Origin of the sequence: Solidesulfovibrio carbinoliphilus subsp. oakridgensis, from assembly GCF_000177215.2 — a bacterium.
GTDB lineage: Bacteria > Desulfobacterota > Desulfovibrionia > Desulfovibrionales > Desulfovibrionaceae > Solidesulfovibrio > Solidesulfovibrio carbinoliphilus.
Map to the genome: position 1 here is coordinate 1,103,705 of NZ_CM001368.1, position 15,237 is coordinate 1,118,941.

The 15,237-nt window shown below is 66.7% G+C and carries 14 protein-coding genes; 7 read left to right on the forward strand and 7 right to left on the reverse strand.

All coding sequences use genetic code 11. The features are described 5' to 3' along the window. Window positions 1-10: 10 nt before the first annotated feature. The gene (locus DFW101_RS04910) at window positions 11-430 is read right to left on the reverse strand and encodes a MauE/DoxX family redox-associated membrane protein (protein ID WP_009180413.1); all 420 of its coding nucleotides are present in this window, start codon (window positions 428-430) and stop codon (window positions 11-13) included. After that, window positions 427-933: a rhodanese-like domain-containing protein gene (locus DFW101_RS04915; RefSeq protein WP_009180414.1), complete on the reverse strand. Its 507-nt coding sequence runs from the start codon at window positions 931-933 to the stop codon at window positions 427-429. The genes DFW101_RS04910 and DFW101_RS04915 overlap by 4 nt, the downstream gene beginning before the upstream one ends. 111 nt (window positions 934-1,044) lie before the next feature. Here DFW101_RS04915 and DFW101_RS04920 point away from each other — a divergent pair, with 111 nt between their 5' ends. From DFW101_RS04920 to DFW101_RS04930, 3 genes are read left to right on the forward strand one after another with little or no spacing between them, the layout of a single operon-like run. Continuing rightward, on the forward strand, window positions 1,045-1,887 hold the full coding sequence (locus DFW101_RS04920; protein ID WP_009180415.1) for a rhodanese-like domain-containing protein: 843 nt from the start codon (window positions 1,045-1,047) through the stop codon (window positions 1,885-1,887). Window positions 1,888-1,895: 8 nt separating this feature from the next. Then, window positions 1,896-2,303, forward strand: a complete 408-nt coding sequence (locus DFW101_RS04925) for a YccF domain-containing protein (protein ID WP_009180416.1) — start codon at window positions 1,896-1,898, stop codon at window positions 2,301-2,303. A 13-nt stretch (window positions 2,304-2,316) separates the two neighbouring features. Then, complete coding sequence (locus tag DFW101_RS04930; RefSeq protein ID WP_009180417.1) at window positions 2,317-2,757, forward strand: DMT family transporter; 441 nt, start codon at window positions 2,317-2,319, stop codon at window positions 2,755-2,757. Here DFW101_RS04930 and DFW101_RS04935 read toward each other — a convergent pair. The 3 genes from DFW101_RS04935 to DFW101_RS04945 form a co-directional block, all read right to left on the reverse strand. Beyond that, on the reverse strand, window positions 2,739-3,896 hold the full coding sequence (locus DFW101_RS04935; RefSeq protein WP_009180418.1) for an acyltransferase family protein: 1,158 nt from the start codon (window positions 3,894-3,896) through the stop codon (window positions 2,739-2,741). The two genes, DFW101_RS04930 and DFW101_RS04935, sit on opposite strands and share 19 nt — an antisense overlap. Further along, complete coding sequence (locus tag DFW101_RS04940; RefSeq protein ID WP_009180419.1) at window positions 3,893-4,105, reverse strand: tautomerase family protein; 213 nt, start codon at window positions 4,103-4,105, stop codon at window positions 3,893-3,895. The genes DFW101_RS04935 and DFW101_RS04940 overlap by 4 nt, the downstream gene beginning before the upstream one ends. A 136-nt stretch (window positions 4,106-4,241) precedes the next feature. Further along, a complete protein-coding gene (locus DFW101_RS04945; protein WP_009180420.1) occupies window positions 4,242-5,279 on the reverse strand; it encodes a metal-dependent hydrolase in 1,038 nt (345 codons plus the stop codon). A gap of 134 nt (window positions 5,280-5,413) precedes the next feature. Between DFW101_RS04945 and DFW101_RS04950 the strand changes: the two genes are divergently transcribed. From DFW101_RS04950 to DFW101_RS20225, 4 genes are all read left to right on the forward strand, one after another. Next, window positions 5,414-6,937: a 30S ribosomal protein S1 gene (locus DFW101_RS04950; protein WP_009180421.1), complete on the forward strand. Its 1,524-nt coding sequence runs from the start codon at window positions 5,414-5,416 to the stop codon at window positions 6,935-6,937. A 163-nt stretch (window positions 6,938-7,100) separates the two neighbouring features. Beyond that, complete coding sequence (gene ettA, locus DFW101_RS04955; RefSeq protein WP_009180422.1) at window positions 7,101-8,786, forward strand: energy-dependent translational throttle protein EttA; 1,686 nt, start codon at window positions 7,101-7,103, stop codon at window positions 8,784-8,786. 312 nt (window positions 8,787-9,098) lie between these two features. Next, on the forward strand, window positions 9,099-10,130 hold the full coding sequence (locus DFW101_RS04965; protein ID WP_009180423.1) for an aldo/keto reductase: 1,032 nt from the start codon (window positions 9,099-9,101) through the stop codon (window positions 10,128-10,130). 163 nt (window positions 10,131-10,293) lie between these two features. Beyond that, the gene (locus DFW101_RS20225; RefSeq protein WP_009180424.1) at window positions 10,294-12,054 is read left to right on the forward strand and encodes a methyl-accepting chemotaxis protein; all 1,761 of its coding nucleotides are present in this window, start codon (window positions 10,294-10,296) and stop codon (window positions 12,052-12,054) included. 130 nt (window positions 12,055-12,184) lie between these two features. On the opposite strand, the gene DFW101_RS04975 is transcribed toward DFW101_RS20225, so the two are convergent. Next, complete coding sequence (locus DFW101_RS04975) at window positions 12,185-13,744, reverse strand: sigma-54-dependent Fis family transcriptional regulator (RefSeq protein WP_009180425.1); 1,560 nt, start codon at window positions 13,742-13,744, stop codon at window positions 12,185-12,187. Continuing rightward, complete coding sequence (gene argH / locus DFW101_RS04980; protein WP_009180426.1) at window positions 13,726-15,108, reverse strand: argininosuccinate lyase; 1,383 nt, start codon at window positions 15,106-15,108, stop codon at window positions 13,726-13,728. Before argH ends, DFW101_RS04975 begins: the two co-directional genes overlap by 19 nt. Window positions 15,109-15,237: the final 129 nt, after the last annotated feature.

Below are 15,237 nucleotides of genomic sequence, written 5' to 3' on the forward strand. Positions count from 1 at the left end.
GGGGCCTGCCTCACGCGCGCCTGGCCCGCACGAAACTGTCCACGGCCACCAAAAGAGCCAGGGCCAGGATGGAGCCGTCGCGGAAGAACGTGGCCGGAGAAATGGCGTCCTCGGCCTTGGTGGTGAAACAGCCGCACTGGGTGCTTATGCCCTTGTGCCAGGCCCAGGCCATGGCCGAGAGAAAGACGGCCATCATGAGGCAGGCGGTCAGGCTCGCCCCGCGCGACAAAAAGCCGGTTACGAGGCTCATGCCGACGACCACCTCGATCCAGGGCAGGACCAGGGCCACGCCGTAGATCAGCATGTCGGGGAGAATCTGGTAGTTGCGGATGATCTTGGCAAACGCGGCCGGATCGACGATCTTGTCCCAGGCCGCGGCCAGGAAGATGCAACCCAGAACCATACGGGCGATGACGCCGAGGATTTTCACGCTCCGCCCTCCGTGGGGCCGCCAGCGGCCAGCCAACCGTCGAAACCGTCGGAGACGACCGTGACGTAGGGGAATCCGGCCGTGCGCAGGGCGTCGCCGAGTTCCTTGCTCTTGTCGCACAGGATGCCGCCGCAGTAGATCACCAGCCGATCGTCGGGAGAAAGGCCCAGGGCCTTGGTCGCGGCGTCCAGGTCGCCGTACATGGCCTCCTGGGGCAGGTTTTTCGCCCCGGCCACGCGCCGTTCGGCATATTCCCCGGCTGTGCGGGCGTCGATGAAAACCACGCCCGGCTTGCCGCGAAGGGTCAGGGCGGCGTTGGCGTCCACGGTTTCAAGGCCCCGCCGCAGGGCTTCGCGCCGGTCCAGGGCCGCGAAGTCGGCCACCCAGGGCAAAGGCTCTTCCCGGGCCATGTTCATGGCCACGGACAAACCCGCCCCAAGCAGGCAGATGACCACCAGCTCCAGCCAGAGGGGCGGCAGCCGCCGCACCGTACCCTGCGCCATACGTTCCCGCCTTGACAAGATTTCCCCGCCTCGCGCATATGCTTTGGGCAGGCTGGCCGTTTCCTATCCTACCCGCCGGCCAAAGCGCAACCCGTAACCCCGGAGACGCCCATGTCCGACGCCGCCGACCCGGCTCTCGTCCAAAACGCCTCGGCCGAGGAGGTCCGGGCCCTGCTCGACAAAACGCCCCAGGGAGGCCTCACCCTGCTCGATGTCCGCATGGAACCCGAATACGAGGAATTCCACCTGCCCGGCGCGACCCTTTCCCCGCTGCCCGACCTGGCCGACACCCTGGAGGCCCTGGACAGGAAGAAACCGGTGGTGGTCTACTGCCGGGGCGGCAAGCGCAGCGCCGCGGCCGCGAAAATCCTGTCCGGCGCGGGATTTCCAAACGTGGTCAACATGCTCGGCGGGGCATTGGCCTGGCAGGGCGCGGCCGCAACCGGGCCGCCTGACACCGGCATGACACTCCTTGACGGCACGGAAACGCCCCGCCAGATCCTGCTCGCCGCCCTTGGCATGGAAGCGGCGCTCGGCGCCTTTTACGGCAAGCTGGGGCAAGCCGCGGCCGATGCCGCAACCCGCGACGTGTTCGTCCGGCTGGCCGGCTTCGAGGAGCGCCACCTGCACCATGTGCACGGCCTCTACCGCAAGGCCACGGGGGACAAAAGCGAGCTGGCGGCGCTGCTCTCCGGCGTGTCGCCCGAACTGGAGGGCGGCCTGCCCGGCGAAGCCTTCCTGGCCCAGCTCGGCGGCGAACCCGATGCGCCGGGCGAGGCCCTGGAGCTGGCCGCCTCGGTCGAGGCGCAGGCCCTGGACCTCTATTCCCGGCTGGCCGGACAGGCCAAAGACCCCGAATCCGCCGCGCTTTTCACGACACTGGCCCAGGAGGAAAAAAGCCACCTGCGCGCCGTGTCCAACCTCATGAACCGCCTCGCCACAATCAGCGAATAGGAGCACCCATGCAACCCGTCAATTTCCTCATGAATATCCTCTGGCTCATTCTCGGCGGTCTCTGGATGGGCATCGGCTGGTACCTGGCCGGGGTCGTCATGGCCATCACCATCATCGGCCTGCCCTGGACCCGGGCCTGCTTCGTGCTCGGCAACCTGTCGTTCTGGCCCTTTGGCAAGGAAGTGGTGGACCGCCGCCACGTCTCCGGCGAAGACCTCGGCACCGGCCCGCTGGGCTTTCTCGGCAACATCATCTGGTTCGTCCTGGCCGGGGTCTGGCTGGCCATCGGGCACCTCACGGCCGCGGTGGCCAATTTCGTGACCATCATCGGTATCCCTTTCGCCCTCCAGCACCTGAAACTCGCCCTCCTGGCCCTGGCCCCCATCGGCAAGACCGTGGTGGACAAATCGTACTGAGCCGGAAACCGCCATGCAAACGGCCTACCTCGTCCTGGCGCTGGCCGCCGGCATGTTCATGCCGGTGCAGGCCGGCATCAATTCCAAGCTCGCCGGCCTCGTGGACGGGGCCATCGCGGCGGCCTTCATCTCGTTTCTGGTCGGCACCCTGGCCCTTGGCTGCGTCCTTGCCGCCCTGGGCCAGGGCGTGCCCGTCTCCCGGGCCTGGCCGGCCGGGCCGTGGTGGTACTGGATCGGCGGGTCGCTCGGCGCTTTTTTCGTCACGGCCACCGTCATCCTGGCCCCGCGCATCGGGGCCGGGGCCATGGTGGCCCTGACGCTGGCCGGACAGGTGGCCGCCTCCATGGCCCTCGACCACTTCGGCCTGCTCGGCTTCCCCCACATCCCCTTCGACCTGAAGCGGCTGGCCGGGTCCGTGCTGCTGTTGGCCGGGGTCTATCTGATTCGATTCTGAAGGCGGATTCCCCCCGCCGCCACCGCTTTCCCCGGCTTGCGCGCCCCCAGGGCGGCGGCGGTTACGCGTTCCAGGAGCCAAGCCCCCATGAGGCTGGCCGCGCCGGCGGCCATGGCCTCGAGCGCGAACCGCGCCCATGGGGCCAGACCAGCCGTGGCCGGACCGCAGAAACTCAGGAGAGGCTGGTGGCAGAGATAGACGCCGTAGGACAGCAGGGAAAAACGCCTGACCCAGGCCCAGGCTCCCGCAGCCGCCATGCACGGCAGGCGGAAGAGCACGGCGAACACGGCCAGACTCCAGACCGCCCCGCTCATGTGCCCAAGCGACGGCGCGCCGGGCACGACGCCGGAAAGGAAGGCGGCCAGGCAACCACCGGCCAGGAACAGCGCCAGCCCCCGGCCAAACGGCCAGCCCGGGCCGGCCTGCTCCCGGTAAGCCTGGGCCATCCACAGGCCGCACAAAAATTCCGGCAGCCGCGGTGGCAGGTTGAAGGTCCACAGGAAGGCGAACGTGTCCCAGCCGGTCCCGGGCGCGGCCGCCCCCCTGGCCTTGATCCAGACCGTGACCGGCCACATGGCCGCCGCCGAGACCAGACACCAGCCGGCCGGGCCCAGGCCCGGACGGCGGACCAGACGCACCAGCCAGGGAAAGACCAGCGTGAACTGGACGAGCAGCCCGAGCCACCAGGAGGCGGCCATGTTGCCGTAAAACGGCCCGGTCCAGAAGGGATCCAGGAACAGGAGGTGGGAGGCCACCCCCGTGGCCAGGCCCCGCCAGTCCGACAGCCGGAAGACGGCCGCCGAGACGGCGGTCAGGACCAGCACGGCCAAAGCGTACTGCGGGTAAAGCCGCCACAGCCGCTTGCGCACGTAAGGACCGAAGGCCGGGGGCGGGACGGGCGCGGGGCCGAAAAAAGGCAGGCCCATCAAAAACGCGGTCATGACGTTGAAAACGACCACGCCCAGGGACATGGACCGGAAGGCCGCGTCCAGGAGCGTGCCCTGCCAGGCCCGGCCGAGTTCCGGGAGCCCGAGCCACAGGTGGTGGCAAAAGATGGCGGCCATGGCCAGGGAGCGGATGGCATGCAGTTGGGCGATCTCGCCCGTGCGTCCGCCCTCCGGCCGCGCCGGCCCGGTCACGAGCCCTTTCGCTCGCGGTTGCGGCGGACCGTGACGGTTTCGCCGCCGATGCCCCAGTTGTCGGTCTCCACTTCTTCGATGAGGACGAAAGTGGTCTGGGGATTTTTGCCCATGACGTCGCGCAGGAGGTTGGTCACGCCTTCGATGACGTGGGCTTTCTGTTCCGGGGTGACTCCGTCGCGGGTGATCTTGATATTGACGAACGGCATGGCGGCTCCTTGGGCTCAAACGTTGGTCGCGATGCGGCCATACTAGCCAAGGGCCCGCTCCCAGTCCAGGAGCGGGCCTTTTGTCGCGCCGCCCGGGCGGCGGAGAGTCGGAAGCCGGCCCGGCCGGCAATAGGGATCAGTTCCCGCCGACGGGCCAGAGGATGGCGGCCTGGGCGGCCTCGGGACGCGGCAGGATCACCTCGCCGTTGCCGAGCTGCGAATACAGGACCCGCATGAGCCGGCCGGCCGAATCCAGGTAGGCGGTCAGGGTGAAGGGAACGGCCGTTCCGCGGACCTTGGCCACCAGCGGATTGACCGCCATGAAGCGCAGGTCCTGGAAGGTGAGCGTCGTCCCTTCCGGACTCGTGGCCGTGGAGATGACCGGAAAATCGGTGAACCAGACGTACTGGGCGAAGACCGGGGCCGCCTGGCCGAGGGCCTCCAGTTCCGCCGGCGCGGCCTTCCGGTAGCGCCGTTCGGGCAGGAGTGTCCCGGGCGAGGAAAGGTCCATGCCGGTCAGCACGTATTCGTCCCCCTCGTCGGCCACGATCTTCCACCACAAGGGCGCAAAGGCGTCGGGCTGGGCGTGGATGGCCTTGACGTCCTGGCCCTGGGCGGCGAGAAGCGTGCCGGCCCGGCCGGCCACGTAGTGCCCGACACCGAACCCGAGCGCCGGCCAGGCCAGCATCACGGCCAGTCCGGCCACGGCCAAGCCCTTTCGCGCGCCGGGCCGCACAACCCCGGCCACGGCCAGTCCGACCAGGGCCAGGGTATAGACCGGGTCAATGATGTAGACCGAGGGAAAGGACACCCGCATGTCGGAAAAGGGCAGGAAAAGCCCGGTCCCGTAAGAAGTTATACAGTCGAGAAAAAGGTGGGAAAGGGCGCAGATATAAAATAGGATGAAAAACCGGCCCGCGCCGGCCTCACGCCACAGCCGGTGCGCCACCAGGGCCAGAAGCCAGGCCAGGAGCGCGCAGCCGAGCAGGGAATGGGTCAGGCCCCGGTGGTAGCGCATGTAGGCTTCCGGGCCGAAAAATGTAACGATATTATCGAGATCAGGCATCCAGGCGGCAAAGGCGGCCAAGGGGACAAGGGCCCGGCCGGCCGGAAAGCGGTCCTTGGCGGCCTGACCGATGAGCACGCCGGCGGCAACATGGGTAACAGGGTCCATCGATCCTCCGAAAACGGGTTCAGGGCGAGGTTTTCGTAGGATAGGGCCTTTTTCGCATTTGACAAGGATCACCGCTGCGCTACAGTGCGCCCCGGCGCGTTCGCGCCCAAATCACCCCTTCTTTCGGAGCGATCATGGCAGACAAGTCGCCGGACACCAAAGACATGCCGGCCGAGGGCGAATTCGCCGCGCTCATGGAGGCCTCCCTGGCCGAACGTGGCGGCGAGATCAGCGTTGGAGACCGCATCACCGGACCCGTCATCGCCGTAACGGACACCACTGTCGTGGTGGACACCGGCACCAAACTTGACGGGGTGGCGGATAAATCCGAATTCCTGGACGAAAACGGCGCGCTGACCATCAGCGAAGGCGAGGCCGTCACCCTCTATGTCGTGTCCGTACGCGGCGACGAGGTGGCCCTGTCCAAGGCCCTGACCGGCCAGGGCGGCGCCGAGGCGTTGCTCGCGGCCTTCGAGGCCGGCGTTCCCGTGGAAGGCAAGGTCACGGCCTCGCGCAAGGGCGGCTTCGACGTGGAGATCCTCCACCGACGGGCCTTTTGTCCGGTCAGCCAGATCGATCTGGCCTTTACCGACAATCCCGAAGTCCACGTCGGCCAGACCTACACCTTTCTGATCACCACCTTTGAACGCGACGGCAAAAACATCGTGGTTTCCCGGCGCAAGCTCCAGGAGCAGGAACGGGCCGAATCCGAACTGCGCTTCCTGGAGTCGGTCAACCCCGGGGACGTCATCCCGGCCGTGGTCACCCGCTTCGCCGCCTTTGGCGCGTTCGTGGAAGTGGCCCCGGGCCTCGAGGGACTCGTCCACCTGTCCGAGCTGTCCTGGTCCCGGGCCGAAAAGGCCGAGGACGCCGTGGATCTCGGCCAGGCTGTCACGGTCAAGGTCCTGTCGTTTGACCGCGACAAGAAGGGCCGGCCGCGCATCTCCCTTTCCATCAAGCAGGCCGGCCCCGATCCCTGGGACACCGTGGGCGAAAAATTCGCCGCCGGGGACAGGGTCGAAGGCAAGGTCACGCGCCTGGCCGATTTCGGCGCCTTTGTCGAGATCGCGCCCGGCATCGAGGGCCTCATTCACGTGAGCGAAATGAGCCACGTGCGCCGCATTGCCAAGCCGTCCGACGTGGTCAGCCCCGGCGAGACGGTGACCGTCGCCGTCAAGGACGTGGACCTGTCCAAGCGCCGGATATCGCTCAGCCTCAAGGAAGTCGCCGGCGACCCCTGGGCCGCCGTGTCCGACACCTTCGCCATCGGCTCGACCGTGGAAGGGACCGTGGAGAACCGCCAGCAGTACGGGCTCTTTATCAACCTGGCCCCCGGGGTGACCGGCCTTCTTCCGGCCTCCAAGCTCCGCGATGCCCTGGAGCCGGCCCCCTACGAAAAGGTCTCCTCCGGAGATACGGTTTCCGTGGTGGTTTCCGAGATCGACACGGAAAAGCGCAAGATGACGCTGGCGCCCGTCGGCGGGACCAAGGAACGCGAATTCACGCGGGACCGCGGCGAGTATCGGGACCGCGACCGGGATAACAACGACTGGAAACAGTACGCGAAAAAGGAAAAGCAGACTGCCCAGGCTTCGGGCGGCGGACTTGGCCTTTTGGGCGAAAAGCTCCAGGAAGCCCTGTCCAGAAAGAAAGGCTGATCCATCTCGCCGACCGGGACTCCCCGGCCGTAGCCGCAGGCGGCCCTCCCTCCGACCCGATCCGGCCGGGGACGGGGGGCCGCTTGCCTTTTCCGGGCCCTGTCCGCCCAACCGCCCCGACCGGCCGCCGGTCGGGACCACTGCCAGCCTTCAAGGAGGTTTCATGGCCGCCGAGCCCAATAAAATCATCTATTCCATGATCCGTGTGAGCAAGTTCCACGATAAAAAGCCCATTATCAAGGACATCTCCCTGTCCTATTTCTACGGCGCCAAGATCGGGGTGCTCGGCCTCAACGGTTCGGGCAAATCCACGCTTCTCAAAATCCTGGCCGGCCTGGACAAGGATTTCCAGGGCGAGACCGTCCTCACCCCCGGCCACACCATCGGCTACCTGGAGCAGGACCCGCTGGTCGACGTCCAAAAGACGGTGCGCGAAGTGGTCGAGGAAGGCGTGGCCGAGACGGTCGCCCTGCTCCAGGAATTCGAGGACATCAACGCCGCCTTTGCCGAGCCCATGGAGGCCGACGCCATGGACAAGCTGATCGAACGCCAGGGCGAGGTCCAGGAAAAGCTCGACGCCCTGGACGCCTGGGAACTGGACAGCCGGCTGGAAATGGCCATGGACGCCCTGCGCTGTCCGCCGGCCGACACGCCGGTTGCGGTCCTGTCCGGTGGCGAACGCCGCCGGGTGGCCCTGTGCCGGCTCTTTCTCCAGAAACCGGACATCATGCTCCTGGACGAACCGACCAACCACCTGGATGCCGAGACCGTGGCCTGGATGGAGCACTTCCTCCACGGCTATCCCGGCACGGTCATCGCCGTCACCCACGACCGGTATTTCCTCGACAACGTGGCCGGCTGGATCCTCGAACTCGACCGGGGCCGCGGCATCCCCTGGAAGGGCAACTACACCTCGTGGCTCGAGCAGAAGCAGGAACGGCTGCGCCAGGAGGAGAAATCCGAAAGCGAGCGCCAAAAGACCCTGGCCCGGGAGCTCGAGTGGGTGCGGATGTCGGCCCATGGCCGCCACGCCAAGTCCAAGGCCCGCATCTCGGCCTACGAAACCCTGGCTTCCCAGGAATCGGACGGCATGGCCAAGGACCTGGAGATCTACATCCCGCCCGGACCGCGGCTGGGCAAGAACGTCATCGAGGCCGAGGGCGTGGCCAAGGGCTTTGACGACAGGCTGCTTTTCGAAAATCTGAACATGATCGTGCCGCGCGGGGCCATTGTCGGCATCATTGGCCCCAACGGCGCGGGCAAGACCACCCTCTTCCGGATGATCACCGGCCAGGAGACTCCGGACGCCGGCACCTTCAAGCTCGGCGAGACCGTGGAGCTGGCCCACGTGGACCAGAACCGCGAGTCGCTCGACCCGGAAAAGACCGTGTTCGAGGCCGTGGGCGAAGGCTACGACACCATCCGGCTCGGCACCAAGGACGTCAACGCCAGGGCCTACGTGGCCCGGTTCAACTTCACCGGCCAGGACCAGCAGAAAAAGGTCAAGGTCCTCTCCGGCGGCGAGAAAAACCGCCTGCACCTGGCCCTCATGCTCAAAAGCGGGGCCAACGTGCTGCTCCTCGACGAACCGACCAACGACCTGGACGTCAACACGCTTCGCGCCCTGGAAGAGGCGCTTTTGGCCTTTGCCGGCTCGGCCCTGGTCATAAGCCACGACCGCTGGTTTCTTGACCGGGTGGCCAGCCACATCCTGGCCTTCGAGGGCGAGAGCCAGGCCGTCTTTTTCGACGGCAACTTCACGGAATACGAAGCCGACCGCAAGGCCCGCCTGGGCGCTGCGGCCGACATCCCCCACCGCATCAAGTACCGGCACTTCAGTCGGGCCTGATCCAGCCGCCGCCACGCCGGCCCCCGGTCCGGCGTCCGGTTCCCGGACCCGAAAGCCGCTTGCCCCGCCGCAGGCGGCTTTTGCGTTTGCGGCCCAGGCCGTCGGCTTCGGGCCAGCCTTCCGGAGAAACCGGCATTGACACCACCTCCGAAAAGCAAGAGGTTGCGACCATACCAGGGCCCCTGCCCGCTCCTTTTCGGGGAAATTCCCCGCTCCAGGCCGAGATGGCCGGCAATGGGCGGACAGACAGCAAGACGACGGCAGCGGGTCCATGCTCCAGGACGACGGTTTCACCAAACAAGGAGTCTTCCCATGGAACTACGGCAACTTGGACGCAGCGGCCTCTGGGTTCCGGCGCTGAGCTTCGGCACGGGGACCTTCGGGGGCAGCAACGAGTTTTTCAAGAAATGGGGCCAGACCGATGTCGAGGAGGCCACGCGCCTGGTGGACATCTGCCTGGAGGCCGGAGTCAATTTCTTCGACACGGCCAACACCTATTCCGAAGGCAACTCGGAAATCATCCTTGGCAAGGCCCTGGCCGGCAGGCGGGACAAGGCCATCGTTTCGACCAAGGCCACCTTTCCCATGGGCGAGGGGCCCAACAACCGGGGCTCGTCCCGCCGCCACCTGCTCAAGGCCTGTGAGGACAGCCTGACGCGGCTCGGCACCGACTCCATCGACCTCTATTTCATGCACGGCTTCGACGCCCACACCCCGGTGGAGGAGACCCTGCGCGCCCTGGACGACCTCATAACGGCCGGCAAGATCCGCTACATCGGCTGCTCCAACTTCTCGGGCTGGCACCTCATGAAATCCCTGGCCGTGTCCGAGAAATACGGCCTGGCCCGCTACGTGGCCTACCAGGGCAACTATTCGCTGGTCGGCCGCGACTACGAATGGGAGCTCATGCCCCTTGGCCTGGACCAGGGCGTCGGGCTCATGGTCTGGAGCCCGCTTGGCTGGGGCCGGCTGACCGGCAGGATCCGGCGGGGCCAGCCCCTGCCCGAGGGACGCATCAAATCCGGCGGCGCCGAAGGCGGCCCCCTGGTCGAGGAGGAATACCTCTTCACAGTGGTCGACGCCCTGGACGAGGTGGCCGCCGAGACCGGCAAAACCGTGCCGCAGGTCGCCCTCAACTGGCTGTTGCAGCGCCCGACCGTGGCCAACATCGTGGTCGGGGCCAGAAACGAGGAGCAACTCCGGCAGAACCTGGGGGCGGTCGGTTGGAACCTGACGCCCGAGCAGGTGGCGAAGCTCGACACCGCCAGTCACCGCCAGCCCGCCTACCCCTACTGGCACCAGATGGGCTTTGACACCATCAACCCCAAGCCCGTGGCCTGGTGATCGCACCCGACCCGGGACGGTCCGGTGGCGGAACCCTTGCGGCCGGGCACGGCCTCCCCTGCCCGGCCCTCCAGCAGGTCGTTGCGGCGATATTTTCCCTTGCCCTTTGCCGGGACTCCGTCTATTTGATATTTAAAATCAATATCAAGTAGACGGAGCTCCCATGCCAACCACCGTTCTTCCCGAGGCTCGCCCCTCCCTCCCCTTCATGGCCGGCGCCCTGCTCGTCAGCCTGGCCGTCTGCGCCGTGGCGGCCTGGCGGCTTGGCCAGGCCGATCCGGCCCCCTGGATCGGGCTTTCGGCCGTGGGCCTTGGCTGGGCCACCCTGGCCGCGGCCATGGCCTATCTCGCCCGGCGCATCCTCCTGCCGGCGACGCGCCGGGCCACGGTCTCGGAAAAAACGCTGGCCGCCCTGGAATCCGGCAGCCTGGTGCAGCCGGGCAATCCCTCGCCGGTCCTGGCCGTCTATAGGACCGCCTTTCTGGACAGCAAAAACGCGGTCGGCACCATGGCCGCCCATGCCGGAACCATGCTGGAGGACGCCCGGGACCTCAGCCGGGCCTGCAACGAGGGAGCGGCGCGCGGCCGGCACATCGGCGACGCCACGGCCGAACTGGCCCTGCGCCTGGACGCCATCACCGGGGCGGCCAAGGCCGGGGGACGCCACATCGACGGCATCGCCGCGTCCATGGACCTGATGCGCCAGGCCAGCCGGGAAATCGCCGGCACCCTCGAGCGCACCCGGACCGAAGCCGATATCGTGGCCGACGCGGCCCGGATCAATGCCGGCCGCATCGAAGCCCTGGGCAAACTGGCCGGGCGCAGCGCCACGGGCATCCACGAGGTGGCCGAGGCCATCGAAGCGGTCCGGGAAAAGGGGCAGGCCCTTGACGGAGACATGCGGGCCCTTGACGCCGAAGTCCTGGCCATCGGCTCGGTCATGGGCATCATTTCCGACATCGCCGACCAGACCAACCTGCTGGCCCTCAATGCCGCCATCGAGGCGGCCCGGGCCGGCGAATCGGGCCGGGGCTTCGCGGTGGTGGCCGACGAGGTCCGAAAGCTCGCGGAAAAGACCATGGCCGCCACCCGGCAGGTCGGGCAGTCCATCGCCGGCATCCAGCGCCTCTCGAGCCAGGGCATCCAGTCCATGGCCGAATCCGAGGCGGCCATTGCCGTGACCGTGGATCTGGCCCGGGAGCAGATCGCGGCCATCGACGGCATGGTCGGGACCATGGGCGAGGCCGGCCGGGAAGTCGCGACCATCACGGCCGTCATGGAAAAGCTCAAGGACGTGGTGCACACCGCCTCGGCCGCGGCCGAGGAACAGGCCCAGGCTTCGGCGGAAATCACGGACAACCTGGAGCGGTCGGCGACCGAGTTGCACGCGGTCAACGAGGATGTGGCTGCCTGCCTGGAGTCGCTTCGCGACGTCGGAGCCGACGTCATGGGCATGAGCCGCAACCTCGGCGACATCGGCGCGGCCTCGCTCCAGATGCGGGCCGCTGCCGGCGAGCTGGCCGCCATGGCCAAGGCCCGGGCCGAGGGGCTGGCCCGCTACGACACGGGCACCCCGCCCTTTGACATCGGCGCGGTCAAGGCCATGCACCTGGCCTGGCGGAGCCGGCTCGAATCCGTGATCGAGGGCCACACCCGGCTGGCCGTCTCCCAGGTGGACAACCACCACCAGTGCGCCTTTGGCCAATGGTACGACGCCGCGGCCAGGGAAGGGCTCGGCGGCCAGACGCTTTTCCGGGAAGTGGGACGCCGCCACGCCCGGGTCCACGACCTGGCCCGGGAAATCGTGGACCTGGTGGCCCACGGCCGGCGAGAACGGCTCGGCGCGGCCATGGCCGCCTTTGACCGGGAACGGACAGATCTTTTCACGGCCCTGGACGCCCTCTACAGGGACATGAGCCGCTAGGCCGGGAAGAGCGGTGGAAGACCCGTCCCGAACACGATCCGGGACATGGGGAGACAGGAACGGAAAAAAGGAAATGCGGCCTCCCCTGGCCGGCTCCGCCGGCGGCAGGGAAGGAACGGGGGAGGGAATGCTAGAAGCGGTTTTTCACCCGCTGCACGGCCACCAGGGATTCGAGATTGAATTTTTTCACCCGGTAGCCCATCTGGCGGGGGGTGATGCCGAGTTCCCGGGCCGCCTTGTGCTGGATGCCGCCGCTGCGGCGAAGCGCGTCGATGATGACGGACTTTTCCAGGCTTTTGAGCGACGGCGAGCCTTCGCCGCCGTCCCGCCCGGCCTCGAAACCCTCGTCCCGGGACTGCATGGTCAGGTACGGGCGGATAAGATCCGCGTCGATGCGCTCGTTTTCGGCCAGGATGACCAGCCGTTCGACCAGGTTTTCCATCTCCCGGACATTGCCCGGCCAGTCGTATTCCTTGAGGATGGCCAGGGCCTCGGTGGAGAAGGTCAACTTTCTGGCGTATTCCTTGGAAACCTTGTTGAGGAAATGGATGAGCAGGCTCTGAATGTCCTCCTTGCGGTCCCGAAGGGGCGGGGCCTGCAAGGGAAAGACGTTCAGGCGGTAGTAGAGGTCGGGCCGAAACGAGCCCTCCTCGGCCAGAGTGGCCAGGTCCTTGTTGGTGGCGGCCAGGATCCGCACATCCACCTGCCGGGTCTTGTTGCTGCCAAGCCGCTCGAATTCCCGGTCCTGGAGCACGCGCAGGAGCTTGGCCTGGAGGCCAAGGGGCAGTTCGCCGATCTCGTCCAGGAAAAGTGTGCCCTTGTGCGCGTCCTCGAACCGGCCGGGCTTGGTCTGGTCGGCCCCGGTGAAGGCCCCCTTCTCGTAGCCGAACAGTTCCGATTCCAGGAGGTTTTCCGGGATCGAGGCGCAGTTGACCTTGATGAAGGGATAGTCCTTGCGCTCGGACAGGTCGTGGATGATGCGGCCGATGAGCGTCTTGCCGGTGCCGGATTCGCCAAGGAGGAGCACGGTGGCCCTGGTCGGGGCGACCTTTTCGATCTGCCGCTGGACCTCCTGCATGGCCAGGCTCTTGCCGACGATGTAAAGTCCGCGCGTTTCCTGGGAAAGCTTGAATTTGAGCGTGACGTTTTCGCGCTTTAAGTCCTGGACCTTGGCCTCGTACTTCTGGTTCAGGCTCATGAACTGGGCAATGAGCGTGGCCACGACGGTCAAAAAGGCCACGTCCTCTTCGTAGGACACCTCGTCCCCGAAAAGCCGGTCCACGTTCAGGACGCCGATGGCCTGGCCGTGGAGGATGATGGGCACGCCGACAAAGGAGATGCGGTCCCGCTCGATCTTGCGCGACCGGGTCTTGTCCAGGAAAAGTGGCTCCTCGCGGATGTCCGGCACCACGTAGGGCGAGGCGGTCTGGAAGATGAGGCCCGTGACGCCCTCGTCCAGGCCGTAGACGCCCCGGCGCTTCTCCTCGGCTGAAAGGCCCTGGGAGACGCTGATGACGAGCTTGCCCGTGGAGCGGTCGACCAGGGTGATGGTGGCCCGCTTCATGGAGAGGGTCTCGGCCAAAATACGCAAAATATCCTGCAGCGACTGCTCCAGATCAAGAGCCTTGTCGATGATGCCGCTTATGGCCTGGAGGCAGGAGAGCTGGAGATTTAGCGTTTTTGAAGCCATCGGGAGAGTTCCGCCATCTGGGTGGTCACAGATTCGGGACCCGTGCCGCCGGGTCCGTTGCGTCGGGCCACGGCTGTTTCATACCGCAGGGCTTCGAAAACGTCGTCGCCCATGGCCGGGGAAAATACAAGCAATTCATCAAGCGTCAATTGCTCGAGGGCCTTGCCCTGGGACTCGGCATAGGCCACCGCCCGGCCAGTGATGTGGTGGGCCTCCCGGAAGGGCACGCCCTTGGCCGCCAGGTAGTCGGCCAGTTCCGTGGCGTTCAGAAAGCCCTGGGCAAGGGCTTCGCGCATCCGGTCCGGCCGGAAGGCCAGCTCGCCGAGCATGCCGGCCATGACCCGAAGCGAGGCCCGGACCGTGTCGTCGGCGTCGAAAAAGGGTTCCTTGTCTTCCTGCAAGTCGCGGTTGTAGGTCAGGGGCAGGCCCTTGACCACGGTCAACATGCCCATGAGCGACCCGTAGACCCGGCCGACCCGGCCGCGCATCAGTTCGGCGGCGTCGGGATTTTTCTTCTGGGGCATGATGCTCGATCCGGTGGCGTAGGCGTCGGGCAGAGCCACGTAGCCGAACCTGGGGTTGGCCCAGAGGATGATCTCCTCGCAGAAGCGGCTGAGGTGGGCCATGACCACCGAGGCGCAAAAAAGCGATTCCAGCACGAAATCCCGGTCCGAGACCGCGTCCATGCTGTTGGCAAAGGCGTGGGAAAAGCCGACCGCCCGGGCCACCATGGCCGGGTCCAGCGGATAGGTGGTGCCGGCCAGGGCCGCGGCCCCCAAGGGCGAAATTCTGACGCGCCGCAACGCATCCTCGACCCGCTCGCAGTCGCGCTTGAGCATCCAGGCGTAGGCGAGCAGATGGTGGGCCAGGCTCACCGGCTGGGCCGGCTGGAGATGGGTGCAGCCGGGCAGCAGCGTATCCTGGTGCTCGCCGGCCCGGGCCACGAAGACCGTGATCAACTCGCGCAGCAACCGTCCCCAGACATCCAGGCTCTCGGCCACGTAGAGCCGAAAATCGAGGGCCACCTGGTCGTTGCGGCTGCGGCCGGTGTGGAGCTTGCCGCCAAGGGGGCCGATCAGTTCCGTCAGGCGCTGCTCCACGTTCATGTGCACGTCCTCGAATTCGACGCGCCACGGGAACACGCCGACCTCGATTTCGTCCAGCACCTGGTCAAGGCCGGCCACGATCCGTTCGGCCTCCTCGTTCGTCAGGATGCCGCGCCTGGCCAGCATCCTGGCGTGGGCCTTGCTGCCGGCCACGTCCTGGCGGCACATCCGCTTGTCGTAGGAAACGGACTCGCTGTAGGCCTCCATCAAGGCCCCGGTGCCCTCGCCAAACCGCCCGCCCCACATTTTCGTGGACATGGTGCTGTCTCCCTTGGGAAGCGGAGGAGGAACCGGGGGAGGGAACCCCTTTTTGCAAAAAGGGGTTCCCTCCCCCGGACCCCCACCCTCCCCAAAAACTCTTAATGGGCTTCGCGTCGTGTGCGGCAA

Bases quoted from the DNA above. Each gene is read 5' to 3' on its own strand.
- argH (WP_009180426.1), bottom strand. From the start codon at position 15,108: ATGTCCACGAAAATGTGGGGCGGGCGGTTTGGCGAGGGCACCGGGGCC.
- DFW101_RS04915 (WP_009180414.1), bottom strand. From the start codon at position 933: ATGGCGCAGGGTACGGTGCGGCGGCTGCCGCCCCTCTGGCTGGAGCTG.
- DFW101_RS04930 (WP_009180417.1), top strand. From the start codon at position 2,317: ATGCAAACGGCCTACCTCGTCCTGGCGCTGGCCGCCGGCATGTTCATG.
- DFW101_RS04925 (WP_009180416.1), top strand. From the start codon at position 1,896: ATGCAACCCGTCAATTTCCTCATGAATATCCTCTGGCTCATTCTCGGC.
- DFW101_RS04920 (WP_009180415.1), top strand. From the start codon at position 1,045: ATGTCCGACGCCGCCGACCCGGCTCTCGTCCAAAACGCCTCGGCCGAG.
- DFW101_RS04965 (WP_009180423.1), top strand. From the start codon at position 9,099: ATGGAACTACGGCAACTTGGACGCAGCGGCCTCTGGGTTCCGGCGCTG.
- DFW101_RS04975 (WP_009180425.1), bottom strand. From the start codon at position 13,744: ATGGCTTCAAAAACGCTAAATCTCCAGCTCTCCTGCCTCCAGGCCATA.
- DFW101_RS04950 (WP_009180421.1), top strand. From the start codon at position 5,414: ATGGCAGACAAGTCGCCGGACACCAAAGACATGCCGGCCGAGGGCGAA.
- DFW101_RS04945 (WP_009180420.1), bottom strand. From the start codon at position 5,279: ATGGACCCTGTTACCCATGTTGCCGCCGGCGTGCTCATCGGTCAGGCC.
- DFW101_RS20225 (WP_009180424.1), top strand. From the start codon at position 10,294: ATGCCAACCACCGTTCTTCCCGAGGCTCGCCCCTCCCTCCCCTTCATG.
- ettA (WP_009180422.1), top strand. From the start codon at position 7,101: ATGGCCGCCGAGCCCAATAAAATCATCTATTCCATGATCCGTGTGAGC.
- DFW101_RS04940 (WP_009180419.1), bottom strand. From the start codon at position 4,105: ATGCCGTTCGTCAATATCAAGATCACCCGCGACGGAGTCACCCCGGAA.